This window comes from Micromonospora sp. NPDC093243 (assembly GCF_044753725.1).
Lineage (GTDB): Bacteria > Actinomycetota > Actinomycetes > Mycobacteriales > Micromonosporaceae > Micromonospora.
Genome location: NZ_JBIVNT010000001.1, coordinates 20557 through 35472 on the forward strand (window position 1 = coordinate 20557; position 14916 = coordinate 35472).

The 14916-nt window shown below is 68.9% G+C and carries 11 protein-coding genes and 4 pseudogenes; 8 read left to right on the forward strand and 7 right to left on the reverse strand.

Annotated features, from left to right (window positions below; genetic code table 11):
* Positions 1 to 22: 22 nt before the first annotated feature.
* Complete coding sequence (locus ACIP9D_RS00115) at positions 23 to 973, reverse strand: EamA family transporter (protein WP_350877296.1); 951 nt, start codon at positions 971 to 973, stop codon at positions 23 to 25.
* Between the two features lie 72 nt (positions 974 to 1045).
* Here ACIP9D_RS00115 and ACIP9D_RS00120 point away from each other — a divergent pair, with 72 nt between their 5' ends.
* Positions 1046 to 1963 carry a LysR family transcriptional regulator gene (locus ACIP9D_RS00120; protein ID WP_350877294.1) on the forward strand — a complete coding sequence of 306 codons (918 nt, stop codon included), beginning with the start codon at positions 1046 to 1048 and terminating at the stop codon, positions 1961 to 1963.
* A 65-nt stretch (positions 1964 to 2028) separates the two neighbouring features.
* Here ACIP9D_RS00120 and ACIP9D_RS00125 read toward each other — a convergent pair.
* Positions 2029 to 3050 (reverse strand): annotated as a pseudogene (locus ACIP9D_RS00125) (DUF885 family protein).
* Between the two features lie 235 nt (positions 3051 to 3285).
* Between ACIP9D_RS00125 and ACIP9D_RS00130 the strand changes: the two are divergent.
* A pseudogene (locus tag ACIP9D_RS00130) lies at positions 3286 to 3495 on the forward strand (IS110 family transposase); the annotation flags it as partial.
* Positions 3496 to 3497: 2 nt separating this feature from the next.
* Positions 3498 to 4076: a LysR substrate-binding domain-containing protein gene (locus tag ACIP9D_RS00135; protein ID WP_350877292.1), complete on the forward strand. Its 579-nt coding sequence runs from the start codon at positions 3498 to 3500 to the stop codon at positions 4074 to 4076.
* Between the two features lie 101 nt (positions 4077 to 4177).
* Here ACIP9D_RS00135 and ACIP9D_RS00140 read toward each other — a convergent pair whose 3' ends face one another.
* Positions 4178 to 6991 (reverse strand): BTAD domain-containing putative transcriptional regulator, encoded by a 2814-nt coding sequence (locus tag ACIP9D_RS00140; RefSeq protein ID WP_350877290.1) that lies wholly within the window; start codon positions 6989 to 6991, stop codon positions 4178 to 4180.
* Positions 6992 to 7416: 425 nt separating this feature from the next.
* Between ACIP9D_RS00140 and ACIP9D_RS00145 the strand changes: the two genes are divergently transcribed.
* Positions 7417 to 7989, forward strand: a complete 573-nt coding sequence (locus tag ACIP9D_RS00145) for a peptidoglycan-binding domain-containing protein (RefSeq protein ID WP_350877288.1) — start codon at positions 7417 to 7419, stop codon at positions 7987 to 7989.
* A 183-nt stretch (positions 7990 to 8172) separates the two neighbouring features.
* On the opposite strand, the pseudogene ACIP9D_RS00150 reads toward ACIP9D_RS00145, so the two are convergent.
* Both ACIP9D_RS00150 and ACIP9D_RS00155 read right to left on the reverse strand, forming a co-directional pair.
* A pseudogene (locus ACIP9D_RS00150) lies at positions 8173 to 8309 on the reverse strand (IS110 family transposase); the annotation flags it as partial.
* A 450-nt stretch (positions 8310 to 8759) separates the two neighbouring features.
* The gene (locus tag ACIP9D_RS00155) at positions 8760 to 9152 is read right to left on the reverse strand and encodes a hypothetical protein (protein ID WP_350877286.1); all 393 of its coding nucleotides are present in this window, start codon (positions 9150 to 9152) and stop codon (positions 8760 to 8762) included.
* A gap of 179 nt (positions 9153 to 9331) precedes the next feature.
* Between ACIP9D_RS00155 and ACIP9D_RS00160 the strand changes: the two genes are divergently transcribed.
* Entirely contained in the window at positions 9332 to 9868 is a 537-nt protein-coding gene (locus ACIP9D_RS00160; RefSeq protein WP_400449072.1) for a PIN domain-containing protein, read from the forward strand.
* Positions 9869 to 10693: 825 nt separating this feature from the next.
* On the forward strand, positions 10694 to 11227 hold the full coding sequence (locus tag ACIP9D_RS00165) for a hypothetical protein (protein ID WP_350877282.1): 534 nt from the start codon (positions 10694 to 10696) through the stop codon (positions 11225 to 11227).
* A 431-nt stretch (positions 11228 to 11658) separates the two neighbouring features.
* Here the strand turns inward: ACIP9D_RS00165 and ACIP9D_RS00170 are convergent, their stop codons facing one another.
* Both ACIP9D_RS00170 and ACIP9D_RS00175 read right to left on the reverse strand, forming a co-directional pair.
* Positions 11659 to 12054 (reverse strand): hypothetical protein, encoded by a 396-nt coding sequence (locus ACIP9D_RS00170; RefSeq protein ID WP_350877280.1) that lies wholly within the window; start codon positions 12052 to 12054, stop codon positions 11659 to 11661.
* Positions 12055 to 12063: 9 nt separating this feature from the next.
* Positions 12064 to 12582: pseudogene (locus ACIP9D_RS00175) on the reverse strand (transposase); the annotation flags it as partial.
* 1155 nt (positions 12583 to 13737) lie between these two features.
* Here ACIP9D_RS00175 and ACIP9D_RS00180 point away from each other — a divergent pair.
* A complete protein-coding gene (locus ACIP9D_RS00180) occupies positions 13738 to 14430 on the forward strand; it encodes a YeeE/YedE thiosulfate transporter family protein (RefSeq protein ID WP_400449073.1) in 693 nt (230 codons plus the stop codon).
* On the forward strand, positions 14430 to 14846 hold the full coding sequence (locus ACIP9D_RS00185; protein ID WP_400449074.1) for a YeeE/YedE thiosulfate transporter family protein: 417 nt from the start codon (positions 14430 to 14432) through the stop codon (positions 14844 to 14846). Before ACIP9D_RS00180 ends, ACIP9D_RS00185 begins: the two co-directional genes overlap by 1 nt.
* Positions 14847 to 14916: the final 70 nt, after the last annotated feature.

Here is a 14916-nt window from a genome sequence, read left to right on the forward strand (position 1 = left end):
CCGACACCTAGCGCGTCCCTGATCAGCTAGCGCGTCCCGCCCGGTCGGGCAGGTCGCTTCGACTGTTCAGGTAGCCGGGTGGGCTGGCCGATCGCGCCCGGTCGGCCAGCCCATTCGCCGGGCGGACGCCGCCGACCACGAGCGCGAGCCCGATCAGCACGATCAGGGCGGCCAGCACCTCGCCGCCGGTCATCCGCTCGCGCAGGAACAGCCACGACGCGGTGAGCCCGAAGACGGGCACGAGCAGGCTGAACGGCGCGACCCGGGCGACCGAGTAGCGGCCGATGAGATGATTCCAGAGGCCGAACCCGACCAGGGTCGAGACGTAGGCGACGTACCCGACCGCGGCCAGGGCGCGCCAGGAGAGGCCCAGCAGCGAGTCGAGCACCACCTGCGGGCCGTCGACGACGGCCGCCAGGCCGAACAGCGGCAGCGGTGGCATCAGACTGGACCAGACGAGCAGGGAGATCGGCCGGGTTTCGCCGCTGGCTCGTACCACGATGTTCGCGACGGCCCAGCTCGCGGCGGCGAAGAGCGTGAACGCGAAGCCGATTGCGGTGGTGTGCCCACCGCCGGAGACCGCGAGCACGCCGATGCCAGCCGAGCCGACCAGCACGCCGGCGATCTGCCGCGTGGCGGGGCGCTCCCGCAGCAGTAGCGCGGCGAGCACCACCGACGCCAGGGCCTGCGCCTGAAGCACCAGGGAGGCGAGGCCGGCGCCCATGCCCAGAGCCATCGCGCTGAACAGCATCCCGAACTTCAGCACCCCGAGGATCAGGCCGTAGGCGACGATGTAACGCAAGCGGGCGGTCGGCCGGGGCACGAGGAACACCAGTGGTACGGCGACGACGACGAACCGCAGCGCGGTCAGAACCAGCGGCGGCAGGTCCCGCAGGCCGACGTCGACGACCACGAAGTTCACGCCCCAGATGGCGGCGACCAGGACCGCCTGGAGCCGGTGCGACATTCTCATGAGATCAACTGTGCGGGCCACCACCTGTTAGCACAAGTTCATGGTTCTTAAGCCTTCCTGTAGCCTCACTTCATGGATCTCGACGTACGACGGCTCCGCGTGCTGTACGAGGTGGCCCTTCGCGGCGGGATCACCGCTGCCGCGGCGGCCCTGCACGTCACCCCGTCCGCGGTCTCCCAGCAGCTCGGTCAGCTCGCCCGCGAGGCTGGCTGCGAGCTGGTCGAACGTTCCGGCCGAGGGGTCGTGCTCACCCCGGCCGGCTACGTGCTCGCCGACCATGCAAAGCAGATCATCAGCGCGGTCGAGCAAGCCAGGGCGGGACTCGCCGCGCTGCGGCGCGACGTCAGCGGCGCCGTACGAGTGGGCGCCTTCCCCTCGGCGGCCGGCGCCCTGGTCGCGCCGGCCGCCGCACGGGCGATCGCCCGGCATCCGGACCTGGACGTGCGCGTCTTCGAGGCGGAGGACCAGCAGAGCCGGCTCGACCTGCGCTCGGGCACGCTCGATGTGATCGTGCTTCAGGAGTACGACCACGTCCCGACGCCGCTCCCACCTGACCTGGACCGACACCCAATCGCCAACGACCCGATGCATCTGATCACGCCGGCCGGGTGGGGCAGCCGGTCGGGCCGGCTCGGCGACCTGCGCGACGCACGATGGGTGGCCAGCGCCGAGGGCACCCCGTGCCTGCGCTCCACACTGCACGCCTGCCGGCTGGCCGGATTCGAGCCGGACATCCGCCACCGGGCGATCGACTTCGCGCTGACGCTCGACCTCGTCAGCGCGGGTCTCGGCGCGGCCCTCGTGCCGGAGATGGCGCTGCGCGAGGTGCCGCCAACCGTGCACGTCGAGCCGCTCACCGATCCGGTGACCGAGCGGCGGATCTTCGCGGTGACCCGGAGCCGGGGCACGGGACCGCTGCGCCCGGCGATAGAGGCGTTCCTCGCCGAACTCACCGCGTCCGCCTCGGCGCCGGCAACGTGTTCAATCTGACCAGGAAAGGCGACGACCCCGTCGGGGGGAGCCGGGTATGGCTTATCAACGGCCGTGGTTCGCTGTTACGGGACGTGGCTGAGTGTAGGGGCGACGCCGTCCGACGATGGCTCGGCTTTTCGGTTCGCGTCGCTCTTGCTGCCTCTTTGCTGCCCGAAGGCGGCGAACGCCTCCCTGCTGTGCAGCGTGCCGGGCGCGTCAGGGCTGGCGAGCCAGGCGAGCACCTCTGGCACGCTCCCGTCTAGGGCCTTCGCTTCCGCGATCAGCTCTGCCTCTATCGCTCGGAACTCGTCCCAGCCCCAGTCGTACAGCTCGCGCAGGTCAGGCTGGGCCGCGAGGAAGGTGCGCACCCAGAGTGCGTACCGCTGCTGGCCGAACGCTTCCTCCTCAACGGCCTGCGGTGCTAGGTCCGCAGTCACCATCTCGGCGAGTTTCTGGTACGCCTCTCGCGCGCCCGTCGCTGCGGCCTGCAACGACGCCCGCTGGCGCCCGTCGCCGTAGCGATCCACTAGGGCGACATCGTCGTCGATCCAGTTGCGGCAGCGCTGCGTGACGAGCTCCACCTGACGCCGCGCCGGCACATGCCGCGCTCCGCGGCGAGCAAGAGGCTGCGGACATACCCGTCCAGGGCCGCGGGGATCGCGGCCATGCGTGCGCCGACCCGAGCCCAGCCCTCCTCGAAGGCCGCGCCCTCGGTGCCGCGGCTGGGAACCGCGGCCTCGACGGCCTGGCGGATGAGCTGGAGCGGACCGGTGGCCGCCGCGTGCAGTTCGCGCAGATCCTCCCCGGCCTCATGGAAGGCGACACGCGTGTGCAGCCGTTCGACGAGGTGGGCGTGCAGCGGGGTCGCGGCCGGTAGTGCGTCACCCAAAATCTCTAGCTCGCGCAGGGCGCGGGCTGCGAGGTCGGCGCGGGCTTGGTGGCCCTCCGGGCTGTAGTCGGTTAGCCCATCGACATCCTGCTCGCCAGCGTCGACGACCGCTGTGCAGGGGTCGAGGCCGGCCATGTCGCGCAGGAGCCGATCCGCGAAGTCCTCGATCATGCGGGCAATGCTAGGGCCTCGCCCGAGCTGCCATGGTGCGAGCATGCATCGATCGCGGCAAGCGGCTCAGAACAATCTGACGACTTCCGCTCATCGGCTAGAAGCGGGCACCGCATCGATGTCATAAAGCGGCTGGTAGCAAATCACCGTGGTCTCAATCAAGCCGTGTGGGTCGGCATGGTCAGGTTGACCGCGCGGCGACGTCTCGCCCCTGAGACACCTCGAAGTCTCTGGACAACCGTCCCACTTCGGTTCATGTACCAGGTCCGGCCCCAAGGACGACGCCCTCCATCTGCAGGCGTTCGCCGCCCTCAAAACCTCACCAGGCGCCCGAACCTACTACGACGCGCACCGCACTCGCGGAAGCACCCACCACCAGGCGCTCCGCGCCCTGGCCAACCGACTCGTCGGCATCCTCCACGGCTGCCTACGCCACCAGCAGTCCTACAACGAGGCAACTGCCCCGCACAGGCACTCACCGAAACCGGACGTGTGCTCACCGGACACTGCGTCGTCGGGTTGCTCGAAGACCTCGCCGCGTCCCAACTTCCGCAGGCTCTCGCCGACCTCGCCCGGCTGCACCCCGGTGCGACGCTGGAGGTGCTCAGCATTTCCAGCGCGGCGAAGCGGGAGGCCTACGACGCGGGGCGCGTCCAGATCGTGCTCGACGCGGTGCCGGACGTTCCCGGGCCGCCGCGCTGGACGATACGCCGCCCGCTGGTCTGGGCGATCGGTCAGGGGGTGGACGTGGCTGCCGATCCGCTGCCGGTGGTGCTGTTCTCGAACCCGTGCTCCTGGCGTACATCAGTTCTGGAATCGCTGGAAGGGACCGATCGACGCTGGCGGGTGGCGTTCGAAAGCAACAGCCTGGTCGGTGTGCTTGCCGCGGTACGGGCCGGGCTCGGCGTCGCAGCGCTCATGCCCGCGAACCTCGAACCGGTCATGGCCTGCCACGACGCGGACGCCCTGCCCACCCTGCCGGACGTCGAGCTCGGTCTCGCACGGCACCCACTGACCGAAGGTGATCCGTTGATCGATGCCGTGAAAACCACGCTGCGACGCATGATTTGAGTGAGCGGCCCGATTCGGGCCGCTCTCAACGTCCGTCGACCGCCGTGGCGATCTTAGCCGGGGCGTTCGAGGGTGCGAGCTGCGACGCAGACCCGGTAGAACTAGGACGAAACGAGGCGTTCGAGGCGGCGGCGGGCTTCGTGGGCTGCGGGGTCGCCCACGTCCTCGTAGATCCGCACCGCCCGGCGCCAGGCGGCAGCTGCAGCGGTTTTGTCGCCCATCTCTTCCCGGGTGTCCCCGAGCCGGATGAGGGTCTCCGCCTCGTGATACCGGTCGGCGGAGGCACGAAAGAGTTGGATCGCCTGCTCGTAGCAGTCGGCCGCGCGGTCGCGTTGGCCGAGGCGGTCGTAGGCGAAGCCGAGGCTGTCCAGCGTCGCGGCCTGGCCGTTGCGGTCGCCGCTGCGTCTCTGGTGGGCGAGTGCTTCGGTGCAACTCTCGATGGCGTGGACGTAGTCGCCGGTGGTGGCCAGCAGCCAACCGATCGCGTTCAACGTCCGCGCTTCCCCCGAGCGGTTACCGGTCAGCCGGTAGAGCCGCAGCGCCTCACGACCGTGTGCGAGCGCCTCGTCGAGCCGGCCGTCCAGATAGCAGAGTTCGCAGTAGTTGTGCAGCGTCTGGGCCTGACCAGTCGGGTCGCCGAGACGTTCGTGTAGCTCGAGCGCGCGCTTCAGCCGGTACTCGGCCGCGGCGTGGTCGCCGAGTCGGGTCAGTGCGCGGGAGAGCAGCCGGTTGGCGGCGGCCTGACCGGCGAGGTCGTCGATCTTCTCTGCGGCGGCCAGCGCGACCCGTTGGATGGCGAGCTGGTCCTGCCACAGGCCGCGCGGTGCCACGAACGTGTTCAACGCCCAGGCGATCTGCCAGGCGTGCACTTCGAAGCCGTTCTCGGCGGCCTGTCGGACCACCCGGATCAGCACCCGGTGCTCGGCTGTGAACCAGGCGAGCGCGCCGTCGTGATCGGTCGCCGGCCGCCTGTCGGGCACGGGCAGCGGGGGCACCGGCTCGATCGGGGGCCACTGCGGCTGGAGCAGTAGGGCGGCCGGATAGGCGGCGTGCAGGTAGTGGTCGTACAGGCGATGTCGGGCTGCTACGCGTTCGTCGACGCGCTCCGAGGACTCCGCGAGCTCGGCCGCATAGGCGCGCAGAAGATCGTGGAAGGCGTACCGGCCGGGCATGTGCTCGGCCAGCAGGTGGAGCCGGGTCAACTCCCGCAGTCGCGCCGTGACGGCCGCGGTCGACGCGCCGGTGAGCGCCGCGGCCGCGGCGGCGGTCAGGTCCGGGCCCGGATGCAGCCCCAGCAGGGTGAACAGCCGGGCTGCGTCCTGCCCTAGGGCCAGGTACGACCAGGAGAAGACGCGCCGGGCGTCACCGTCGGCCAACGCGTCCAGCCTCGCCTCGGCTGAGTGCAGTTCTGCCGCGATGGCACCGAGCGGAAACGTGGGATGGGTGGCGACGCGCGCCGCCACTATCGACAGTGCCAACGGGAGCTGGCCAGCGGCCTCGATGATGTCGGCCACCGCGGTCGGCTCGGAGGCGAGCCGGCTGGCCCCGAGCCGCCTGGCGAGCAGGCTCATCGACTCCTCGGCTGTGAGCACGCCCAGTGTCAACGGCGTGGCGCACTCGGCGGCGATCAGGCCGTCGAGCCGGTCGCGGCTGGTCACCACGACCATGCAGCCGCCGGCTCCGGGCAGCAGGGCCCGAACCTGGGCGGAGTCGCGAGCGTTATCGAGTACCAGGAGCATCCGACGCGAGGCCAGCAGGCTGCGGTAGAGACCAGTCCGGGCTTCCATGCCGGAGGGTATCCGGGCGTGGGGTACGCCGAGCGCTTCGAGGAAGCCGGACAGGGCGTCTGGCGGGGACACCACGCCGGCTTCGTCGTACCCACGAAGGTTCACATAGAGGTGCCCGTCTGGGAAGCGGTCGGCGACCCGGTGCGCCCAGTGCAACGCCAGGGCGGTCTTGCCGACGCCAGCCATGCCTGACACCGCCGAGATGACCACGCTCGTCGGTCCCTGCGCCCCGTCGTGCAGGAGCGCGTCGAGGCTCGCCAGCTCGGCGTTGCGGCCGACGAACTCGGGCACCGCACGTGGCAACTGCTCGGGGCGCTGGATGAGCGGCCCCGGCCCCGTGCGCGACGCCGGCCCGTCCGCCCCCGTTGGCGGTTGCCCTGCCAGTTCCGGGCGGTGATGCAGGATGTCGTCGTACAACTTGATGAGTTCCGGCGCGGGATCGAGGCCGGTCTCCTCCGCCAGCACCTGCCGAGCCTGGCGGAAGGCCTCCAGTGCGCCTGCCGCGTCTCCGATGCGGTACAGGCCCACCATCAGCTGGCCCCACGCCCGCTGCCGCAGCGGATGCCGGTCAAGCAGGCCGCGCAACCGGTGCACCACGTCGGCCGAAGCGCCGAGCGCCAGCACCGCCTCGGCGTAGTCCTCCTCGACGAGCAACCGGCGCTCCTCCAACTGCGCCACCCGCCGAGCTAGCGCCGGGCGCAGGGGCAGGTCGGACAGCGCAGCCCCCCGCCACAGGCCCACCGCGGCGGAAAGCTCGGCCTGGGCCCGGTCCACATTCGAAGCGGCGAGCGCTTCGCGGCCCCGCGCCGCCGCAGCGTCGAACAGGTCCAGGTCCCGTTCGCCTGGGCCCACCCGCAGCAGGTAGCCGCCGGCCGCAGCGGTTATCCCATCCCAGGGCGCCCCGCCGCCCAGCGACCGCCGCAACCCGCGCACATAGGTGCGTAGGTTCGCAGCCGCCGACGCCGGCTCTTCGTCGCCCCACAGCATCGCAGTCAACTCGTTGGTGCCGACAACCTCGTTCGGGCGCAGCAGCAGGGTGGCCAACAGGAGACGCTGCTTCACCGAGCCCAGCGGCACCGGCTGGCCTTCGTGGTACACCCGGAACGGGCCAAGTAGTTCGAAACGCAACCAGGCACCTCACATGTGGGCGCTGCCATCTGTCACCAGGCGCACAACACCCGGATGCCGCGGGCGAGTAGATGATCTATACGCCAGTTGTGCGGCGGTTGTACGGGCCCCACCGTACCGTTTCACCCGTCCTCCACGCCCGTCCGAGAGCACCTCCCACGCCCTGGCTGCCCAACGACGGCGCGTAGCCAAACGGGACCGATTGTCCACACCCTGCTTCAAGAGCATCAGATTCACCGAAGTCCAGGACTGGTGCGCTACTGACGGCTGTCGCAGTGGCGTTCGCAGCGATGGTCGTGACAGCAGGTCCGCCGACTGCGTCAAGGCCATCCAGGGGATCGCGAGCGTCATCTCGATCACCAACCCGGCCCACCCGCTGGGCCACCACCCTTGGCCCCAGATTGACCCTCAACCAAAGGAGATGCATGTCCTCGCTCCACTCCATCCGTCGCATGCTGAATAAGGCTGCTGTCCCCGTCGTCGGCGCCGCGTTGGCCATGGGCATCAACGTCGCCATCGCCACGCCGGCTGCGGCCAGCGGCTCCTACACCGGCAGGGCGTACGTCTACGGCAGCGGCGCGGTGTCTGACGACTTCGATGACGAGGGCGTCGTCAACGTCACTACGCACCGCAACTCGAACGTCGCCTGTCTGTGGCAAACCATTCTCTGGGCAAATGGTTACCTGCCCTCGTCCGGGATCGACGGCGTCTTCGGCGACCAGACCGATGCCGCGACGAGGAATTTCCAGCGCGACAAGAGCCTCGTCGCGGACGGCTCGGCAGGCCGGAACAGCTGGACGAAGGCTGGCGACAGGCTGGTGCAGCACGACAACCAGAACGGGTGGCTGTATGTGGTGTACCGCGGGGCAACGGGTTCCAGGAGCCCGTACAGCTCGCACGAATTCGTCTTGCAGCGTTCGCCCGACGGCAACTTCAGGTTCTACCCGCCTCAGGGCGGCGGCCCTTATTGGGCCGCCTACAACTCCCGCACCTGCTGACCTCGCCTAGCTAAGCCACGGCAATCCGGACGTCGTGGGGTCGGCGGGCCCGCTGGCCCCGCGACGTCCGGATTCCGACGCACTTAGTACTCCAACGTCACTTGACTGCCGCGTCGGGTCAGGCGCGGTTGTGTGCCCCTGGGCGCGGTTACTGCCCCCCGTGCCGACAGCAAGGGCGGCGCGTCGCCGGGGGGTGTTCGGCAACGGCGCGTGGTGCAGCCGTCGGCCGTCCGGGCCAACCCGACCGCGTGATGGCCTTCCTTGCCGACGTCCAACCCGAGGAAGACGCCGTACCCGCCGTTCACCAGACCCGCCTCCACGCATCGTTCGTGGCCTCGGCCGCTGGTCAGGCGTCGGACTGCCGGCAGCCACGTTACGAAGAGACCTACCCCAACACGGGTGGCCGTGTCCCTATCAGCGGTCCGCCGACGCCACTCGACCCGGCGAAAACACCCCCGGATCATCCGAGAGACAGGGGCAGGAAGTCATACCGGGCCGAGCGACCGAGGGTCCCCGGCTGGGGACGATCAAAAAGGTAACGGGACGGGTGGTTCGCGAAGCAACTGGCTGTCCGCGTTGCACATCTCTCTACGGCGCAGGGCGCCGCTGCTCAGCGACATAGAGCCAGCAGGCTGCAGGTGGATTGGATCGTGTTCTAGCGTGATCGCGCGTCGCTGCGGTCATTGGCACCCGACCAGCGGCAGAAGCGAATGCCGACATGTGCCGGTGTCGCCACTGCCGCAAGCCGAAACCGACCCGCGGACGATCCGCTAACCCTCCGGCAAGTCCCACAATGCAGTGATCGTGAAGCTGTAGTCGATCGCCCTCGCCAAGGCGATCCCTTGCCGGCCCAGGTCGGCCCGATCAGCCCATCCAGCCAAGGCGTCCAGGACGCCGACCAGGTCACGCTGCACGCCCATCAGCAACTGCGGCAGCGCTTGACGCGGGAGGTCGATATGAAGCCCGGCCCAGCGGCCATCATGACGGTCCGGGCCGCCGTCCTGCCACACCCGCAGGTCCTCACCAACCGCCTCTATCTCAGGGCCCGGGTCGTGACCCAGCCACGGCGAGCCGCCATTGAGTGCCTGCGCCCAATCCCGCCAGTCCTCCGATCCGGCACAACAGCCCGGCACCACGACCCTTCCGGTGCTGGGGTCAGCCACCCGCAGGCCACCGGCGATGATTAGTAGCTCCTCGGCAGCACGGCATCCACGACCTCATCGCGGCCGCTAGGAGGCAGCACCTCGATCCGAGCAGCCAGAGCGGCCAAGAAAAGCCGTACTGGGTCAGGCGCGCCAGCACCTTGCTCGCCACCAGCAACGCTCGAATGGGCCAGGCGCCGATGCCCATCTACACGGAGGTGACAACCCTCGTCGATCAGGACCTGTACTCACGGCACGGCTACGTTCCCCTCGAACCGTTCACTCTCCCCGACGGCAGCCCTACCTACCCCATGTGGCGCGCCCCAGGCCAGCGCCGACCCCGCCACCGTTCATCTACCCCACCCGCCCGCCCGGACCAGCGCGGCCCCGCCTTGAATGACCTTCCGATCCGGCTCATCCTCGACACCTCCGCCATCCTCGCGTTCACCGAGGGCTCGACCGCCGTGGGCGAAGCGATCGCCACGGTGGCCAGCGAGAAAGCCCTCTTCGGGCTACCCGTGATGTGCCTGGCCGAGGCAGCCCGATCAGTCGTCGACACCGACCGGCTCGACCTCCTGGTCAACCATCCGGCCGCCGCGGTGCTGACCGTTGACCCGCTCCAGTGGAAAGCCCTCGCCGCCACCCACCGCGCGGTGGGCCGGCTCGACACCGCGGACGCTCTACTCGCGGCTGCGGGCAACGACTGCAGGATTTTGTCCGATCAGCCCGGGCAGTAGCGGGTCCGACCTAGACAGGCGACCTGTTAGCTCGACGAGTGGCAGGAGTTCGTCCGTTCGCCTGGCCGAGGCTGCGACCACCGGCTGCGTAGGGATCGAAGCCCCGGTGCTGCTCGCGGTCTGTCGGGGACTGCACCGTCCTGACGGGCAGCCAGGCCGGTGGACGGGGCTGTCCGACGAAGCAATCGAGTCACCGCAGCCTGGCCGCAAGGGGCCGACCGGGCTGCTCGTGCGAGCGCGGCAGCGGTGCGGGCGCGGCGGTCGCCGCTGGGAGGGCCTCGAGGGTGTCGACGAAGCGGTCGACGTGCCTGCCGTTGATCAAAGCGGCGTTCGACATGAACACCTCTCGATCGCTACTCGTCCATACGGTATGTATGCTGGCTGACCGAAATCTGCCCCTCCAACTCTCATGCCATCCCACCCATTCACCCTGGGTGACGCTGGCCAGATCGGAGTGACATGGGCTGCTCACACGCTCAGGGCTGTCCGCTCTTCCCGCTGCTCAACGCGAGCTTGAGCGTCTGGCGCAACTACTACTGCGACAGTGCGGAGGGTTGGCTGACGTGTGCTCGGTACCAGATGTACAGGACAGGCCAGCTCGTGCCGATCACGCTCCTGCCGAATGGAGTCGACGCGTTCAGGCCCGCACCCGCGGCCGTACCCAGGTCCACTCAAGCGGTGAACGCACGCCCGTGGACATCAGCAACATCGCGAGAGGTATCGGATGGATTACCGGCTGTGGAAAGCGCAGGTGCTACGGAGCCGACTCCACCGGTAAATCACCCGGATCGGTCAGGCGCGCGAGACAAGGTCAGCGATGCATGGGTGCTTGCCGTCGCCGATGATGCGAAAGGGCGCGGCGGTGAACGGCTGCACTTGTGGGTGACGAGCCAGGAGAAGCGGTGGGATGCTCCCTTTCCCATCCCGCAGCCAGGGGAGCCTTCTCACGCCGACGGACCGGTGGTGGTCGCCGTCGCCTGGTTCGAGCCAGCCAGCGCCGCGTGGACGGAAACCCTCACGGGCTCACGGTGCGAGGCGCAGGTGGAGGCGGCGATCTTGTTGGGCCTGCCGCGCTGGACATCGGCGACACATCCGGCGAGGGTGACCACCTGGGGTGTGGATCTGCACGCTACGGGTCTCGGGTTGCATGACCCGACCGGTCACGTATTCGCCTACGGCGTCAACGAGATACCGTCCACTTGGACGACCGCCGCGAGGGCGCTGGGCGCCGTCGCCGCCGTCTACGGAGTTGGTCCCCGGCAGCGGGCAGGGCACCCCAAGCCGCTTCCGGCTCAACGGCTCACCGAGGCGCGACGCGACGGAACCGTCGCCGCCGCATGGATACCTCTGCTCGAGTGACAGGCCGAGGCCGCCCCTTTGCCCGGCCAGCGTGCCGCATCTCGCGGTCGTCGTCCGTGGTATACGCGTGCTGAAGACGTGTTCACGTGGATGAGGCCCTGTACCGTGCCAAACTCGGTGCAGGGTCCGTGAACTCGGGTTTCGTTGATCCGATTATGCCGCCCGCTGGTACTCGTGATGACGCCGCTGAGGACTCGGCGGCGCCGTATCGGCGCGTTGATCGGGATGACCACGGCCCGGTCGTGGTTCGGTGGGTCCTGGGCGAGGCTCTGGGGTGGACGATGCTTGTTGAAGTGCGCGGCGTATCCCGTCGAGCACGGCGTCGGCGTGACGTTCGTTGTAGATCAGGAGTCGGTCGGTGCACCCATGCCGGACGCTGCGGATAAACCGTTCTGCGTTACAGTTCCCCCGAGGGGCTTGGGGAGGGATCTTCACCAGTCAACGCCGTCGGCGGCGAACACAACGTCGAAGCATCGGGTGAACTTCGCGTCCCGATCGCGGATCAGGAACCGGAACGACGTGACTCGGTCGCCGAGATCCATCACCAGGTTGCGGGCTTGCCGGGTGGTCCAGGCCGCAGTCGGATGCGCCGTGGCACCGAGAACGTGCACCCGGCGGCTTGCGACCTCCATTACGAACAGCACGTGCAGCTTTTCATCTAACTTCGGCCGCTGGTGGTTCCTGGTAGTCCCTTGTAGATGCCGGCGTTTCGGGCTCGACGTGAGGACGGCCGCCGCTGATGATCCTCCGGTTCCTGGCAAGAACACGAAGATCAAGCGGTGGCCGGCATCAGCAACGCCGCAAGTGCCCTGACCACGAACGTTCACGGTGCCGGGTCAGACTGCATGGGTGGCGGGTTGGCCCCAGCGTCGTTGTCGTTCGCTGCGAATGTGGGCGCGTTCACGACGTGGGCGGTCAGGACGTCGGGGTGGCGGGCGTTGGCGTTGCGCCAGCGCAGGTAGGCCTGCAGTTTCCAGGTCAGCACCGGGTGGTTGGGCCGGCGATCACGAAGGTATGCAGCGGCCCGAACTGAGCCTCGATCGGGTTGGCCCAGCAGGCATAGGTCGGGGTGAAGCAGAGTTCGACCTTGTTCCGGGCCGCCCACCTGCGGATCCTGGTGCTTTGTGCGCGGACAGGTTGTCCAGGATGACGTAGATCGACGCCCCGTCCGGGCGCGCGGCGCGGATCGACTTGAGCGCGGCGAGGGTGTTCGCGGCGCTCTTACGGAGCCGGGCGACGCCCCAGAGTTGTCGTCGCCGACGCTGTAGCAGCCGTGGAACTGCCGGACCCCGTGCAGCTTGTGGTAGTTCGCGGGCAGTCGGTGGCGGGTGCCCGGCCGGCGCCCACCCTGTGCCGACCTGAGTTCCGCACCACCCTGACCACCCTGAACATGCGCCCGCCGATGGAGCGCCGTACCACAACGGCGAAACCACCAGCGCGACCAGCGACACCGCCGAGACACCCAACGGTCGCGGACGAGCCGGTCACGTGAACAGCTGCGTGGGAATGGCCAGCCAACGTACCTGGTCTCACCTCGCCCGCACCGAAGGCGGTAGGCGTCACGTGGGAACCATTCGTGACGCCGGCGCGACAGACGTCCGATGTCGACCTCGCGACTCACCTCTGCGCGGACGTTCGGCTGGCCAAGTCGGCGACTATCCCGTCGAACTATGCGGCCACCGACGCGCTCGCCTGCCTGACTGCACCGGACTGCGCTTCCCGCCTGGTCTCATCCACACGGCTTCGACACGTCCGCTGATCCACAACGCTTCCGGTGGCCGGAGGCGTAGGGCGCGCCGGCATGGAATCTGCCGGCCGCGCAGCGCGAACGCTCGGCGCGCGGCGACAACCGGGGCGCGGGGCTGACCCGGCGCCAGTCGGGCGAACCAGACGGCCGACGCAGACGCGCCATCGGCCACGGGCAACGGGCGTCCGACCGCCCGAGGCCGTAGTAGGGCGTGTCCAGCCGTTGATCAAAACGGCGTTCGACATGATCACCTTGCGATCGCTATTCATGCATACGGTATGTATGCTTGCTGACCGAGACCTGCCTCTCCAGCTCATGCCATCTCGCCCAATCGCGGGTGACGCTGGCCAGATCGGAGTGACATGGGCTGCTTACACGTTCGGGAGTGCCCCCTCTTCCCGCTGCTCAACGCAAGCTTGCGCGAATGGCGTAACTACTACTGCGACAGCGCGGAGGGTTGGCGGACGTGCGCTCGGTATGAGCGGTCCCGGACGGGGCAGCTCGTGCCGATCACGCTCCTGCCGAATGGAGCCGACGCGCTGCACCTGAGAGGCATGCCCGCCGCTGACCGGTCGGACACGGCCAGCCAGGCATCCCCGTCACGGCTCATTCCGGGGCCCTCACAGCGGTTCGAGCCGGTGCCGGCCCGGGAGCCCGACCCGGCACCGGTGCCCACCCAAGGCCCGAACGCCGAACCAGGCCCGCAGGACCCCCACCCCTCCGAAACCCCATCGACCCCACCGGCGCCCCGGCGGATCGGATGGTGGACCCGACTCACAGATTGGCTTGCGACCTCCGCATGACTGGATACTGGCCGTGGTGGGCGGGGGCCGCCGGGCTCGCCCTCACCACCATCAACTACGCCGTGACGACCGATCGATCCTTCGGGGTCTCCGGTGCGTGGGACCGTGTGCTGCACTGGCGCGCAGAACGCCGTGTCGAACGGGTGAACGCCCAGTTCGCCGACGAACATGTCCTCGCCGACGCTCTCGCCGTGGCCACCGCCGACCACTTCGGAGCCGGTTCGCCTGCGCCTGCCGCGCCTCGCGCTCCGCACGCAGACGCACCGACACCGGGACAGCAGGTGCGGCCGCCGACGGCGGTGAGCTCCTCCGTGGCGAGCATGCTCCCGGCACCCTTGGTCAGCCAGGCCGCCCTGCTTCTGTCAATCTTCGTCGGCGGGTGGGTAGCGTCCGTTACCGCCGGCAGATTCCAGCTCCGCCTCGACATGGGCGACGCCTTCGGCCGGATCGTGACCGACAAGCCGATCGCAATGATCGGCGCACTGTTCGTCGGCGGTGTGCTCGTCGGCTTCGGCACCCGTCTCGCCGGAGGGTGCAGCAGCGGTCACGGGCTCAACGGCTGCGGCCGACTACAGCCGGTCAGCATCGTCGCCACCGCCGTCTTCTTCGGCACCGGCGTCCTGGTGTCATTTCTGCTGTGGAAGGTGATCTGATGCGTACCCGGGGCGGGATACTCGTCGCCAACATCATCGCCGGGCTTGCCCTCGGCTTCACCGTCACGAACATCGGCTTCGCTGACTACGCCGAACTGAACCGCATGTTCACCTTCCAGGATCCCCGCATGTTCCTGGCCTTCGTCGGCGCCGTAGCGATCATCGTCGTGGTGTTCGCGGTACTGCGTGTCCGTCGCACCCCGGGACGCATCCACGCCGGCGTGATCCCCGGCGCGGTGCTGTTCGGTACCGGCTGGGCGATCTCGGGTGGCTGTCCGGCGATCCCGATCGTGCAGGTCGCCAGCGGGTACCTTCCTGCCCTGGTCACGATCGCCGGCGTTGTCGTCGGCATCCGGCTCTGCCGCTGGGCCAACACGAGGTACTTCCACCTCGACAGCGGGTCCTGCGAGCGGTAGCCGCGCCCAGGAACCGCGAGGCGGTCAAGAACGCCAGGAAGGGCGCTTAGCCAGGCGCCACGAGGCTGAT

What these genes read in the sequence shown, in the direction of transcription:
- ACIP9D_RS00115 (WP_350877296.1), bottom strand. Translation starts at nt 973, where the DNA reads ATGAGAATGTCGCACCGGCTCCAGGCGGTCCTGGTCGCCGCCATCTGG.
- ACIP9D_RS00120 (WP_350877294.1), top strand. Translation starts at nt 1,046, where the DNA reads ATGGATCTCGACGTACGACGGCTCCGCGTGCTGTACGAGGTGGCCCTT.
- ACIP9D_RS00145 (WP_350877288.1), top strand. Translation starts at nt 7,417, where the DNA reads ATGTCCTCGCTCCACTCCATCCGTCGCATGCTGAATAAGGCTGCTGTC.
- ACIP9D_RS00160 (WP_400449072.1), top strand. Translation starts at nt 9,332, where the DNA reads ATGCCCATCTACACGGAGGTGACAACCCTCGTCGATCAGGACCTGTAC.
- ACIP9D_RS00185 (WP_400449074.1), top strand. Translation starts at nt 14,430, where the DNA reads ATGCGTACCCGGGGCGGGATACTCGTCGCCAACATCATCGCCGGGCTT.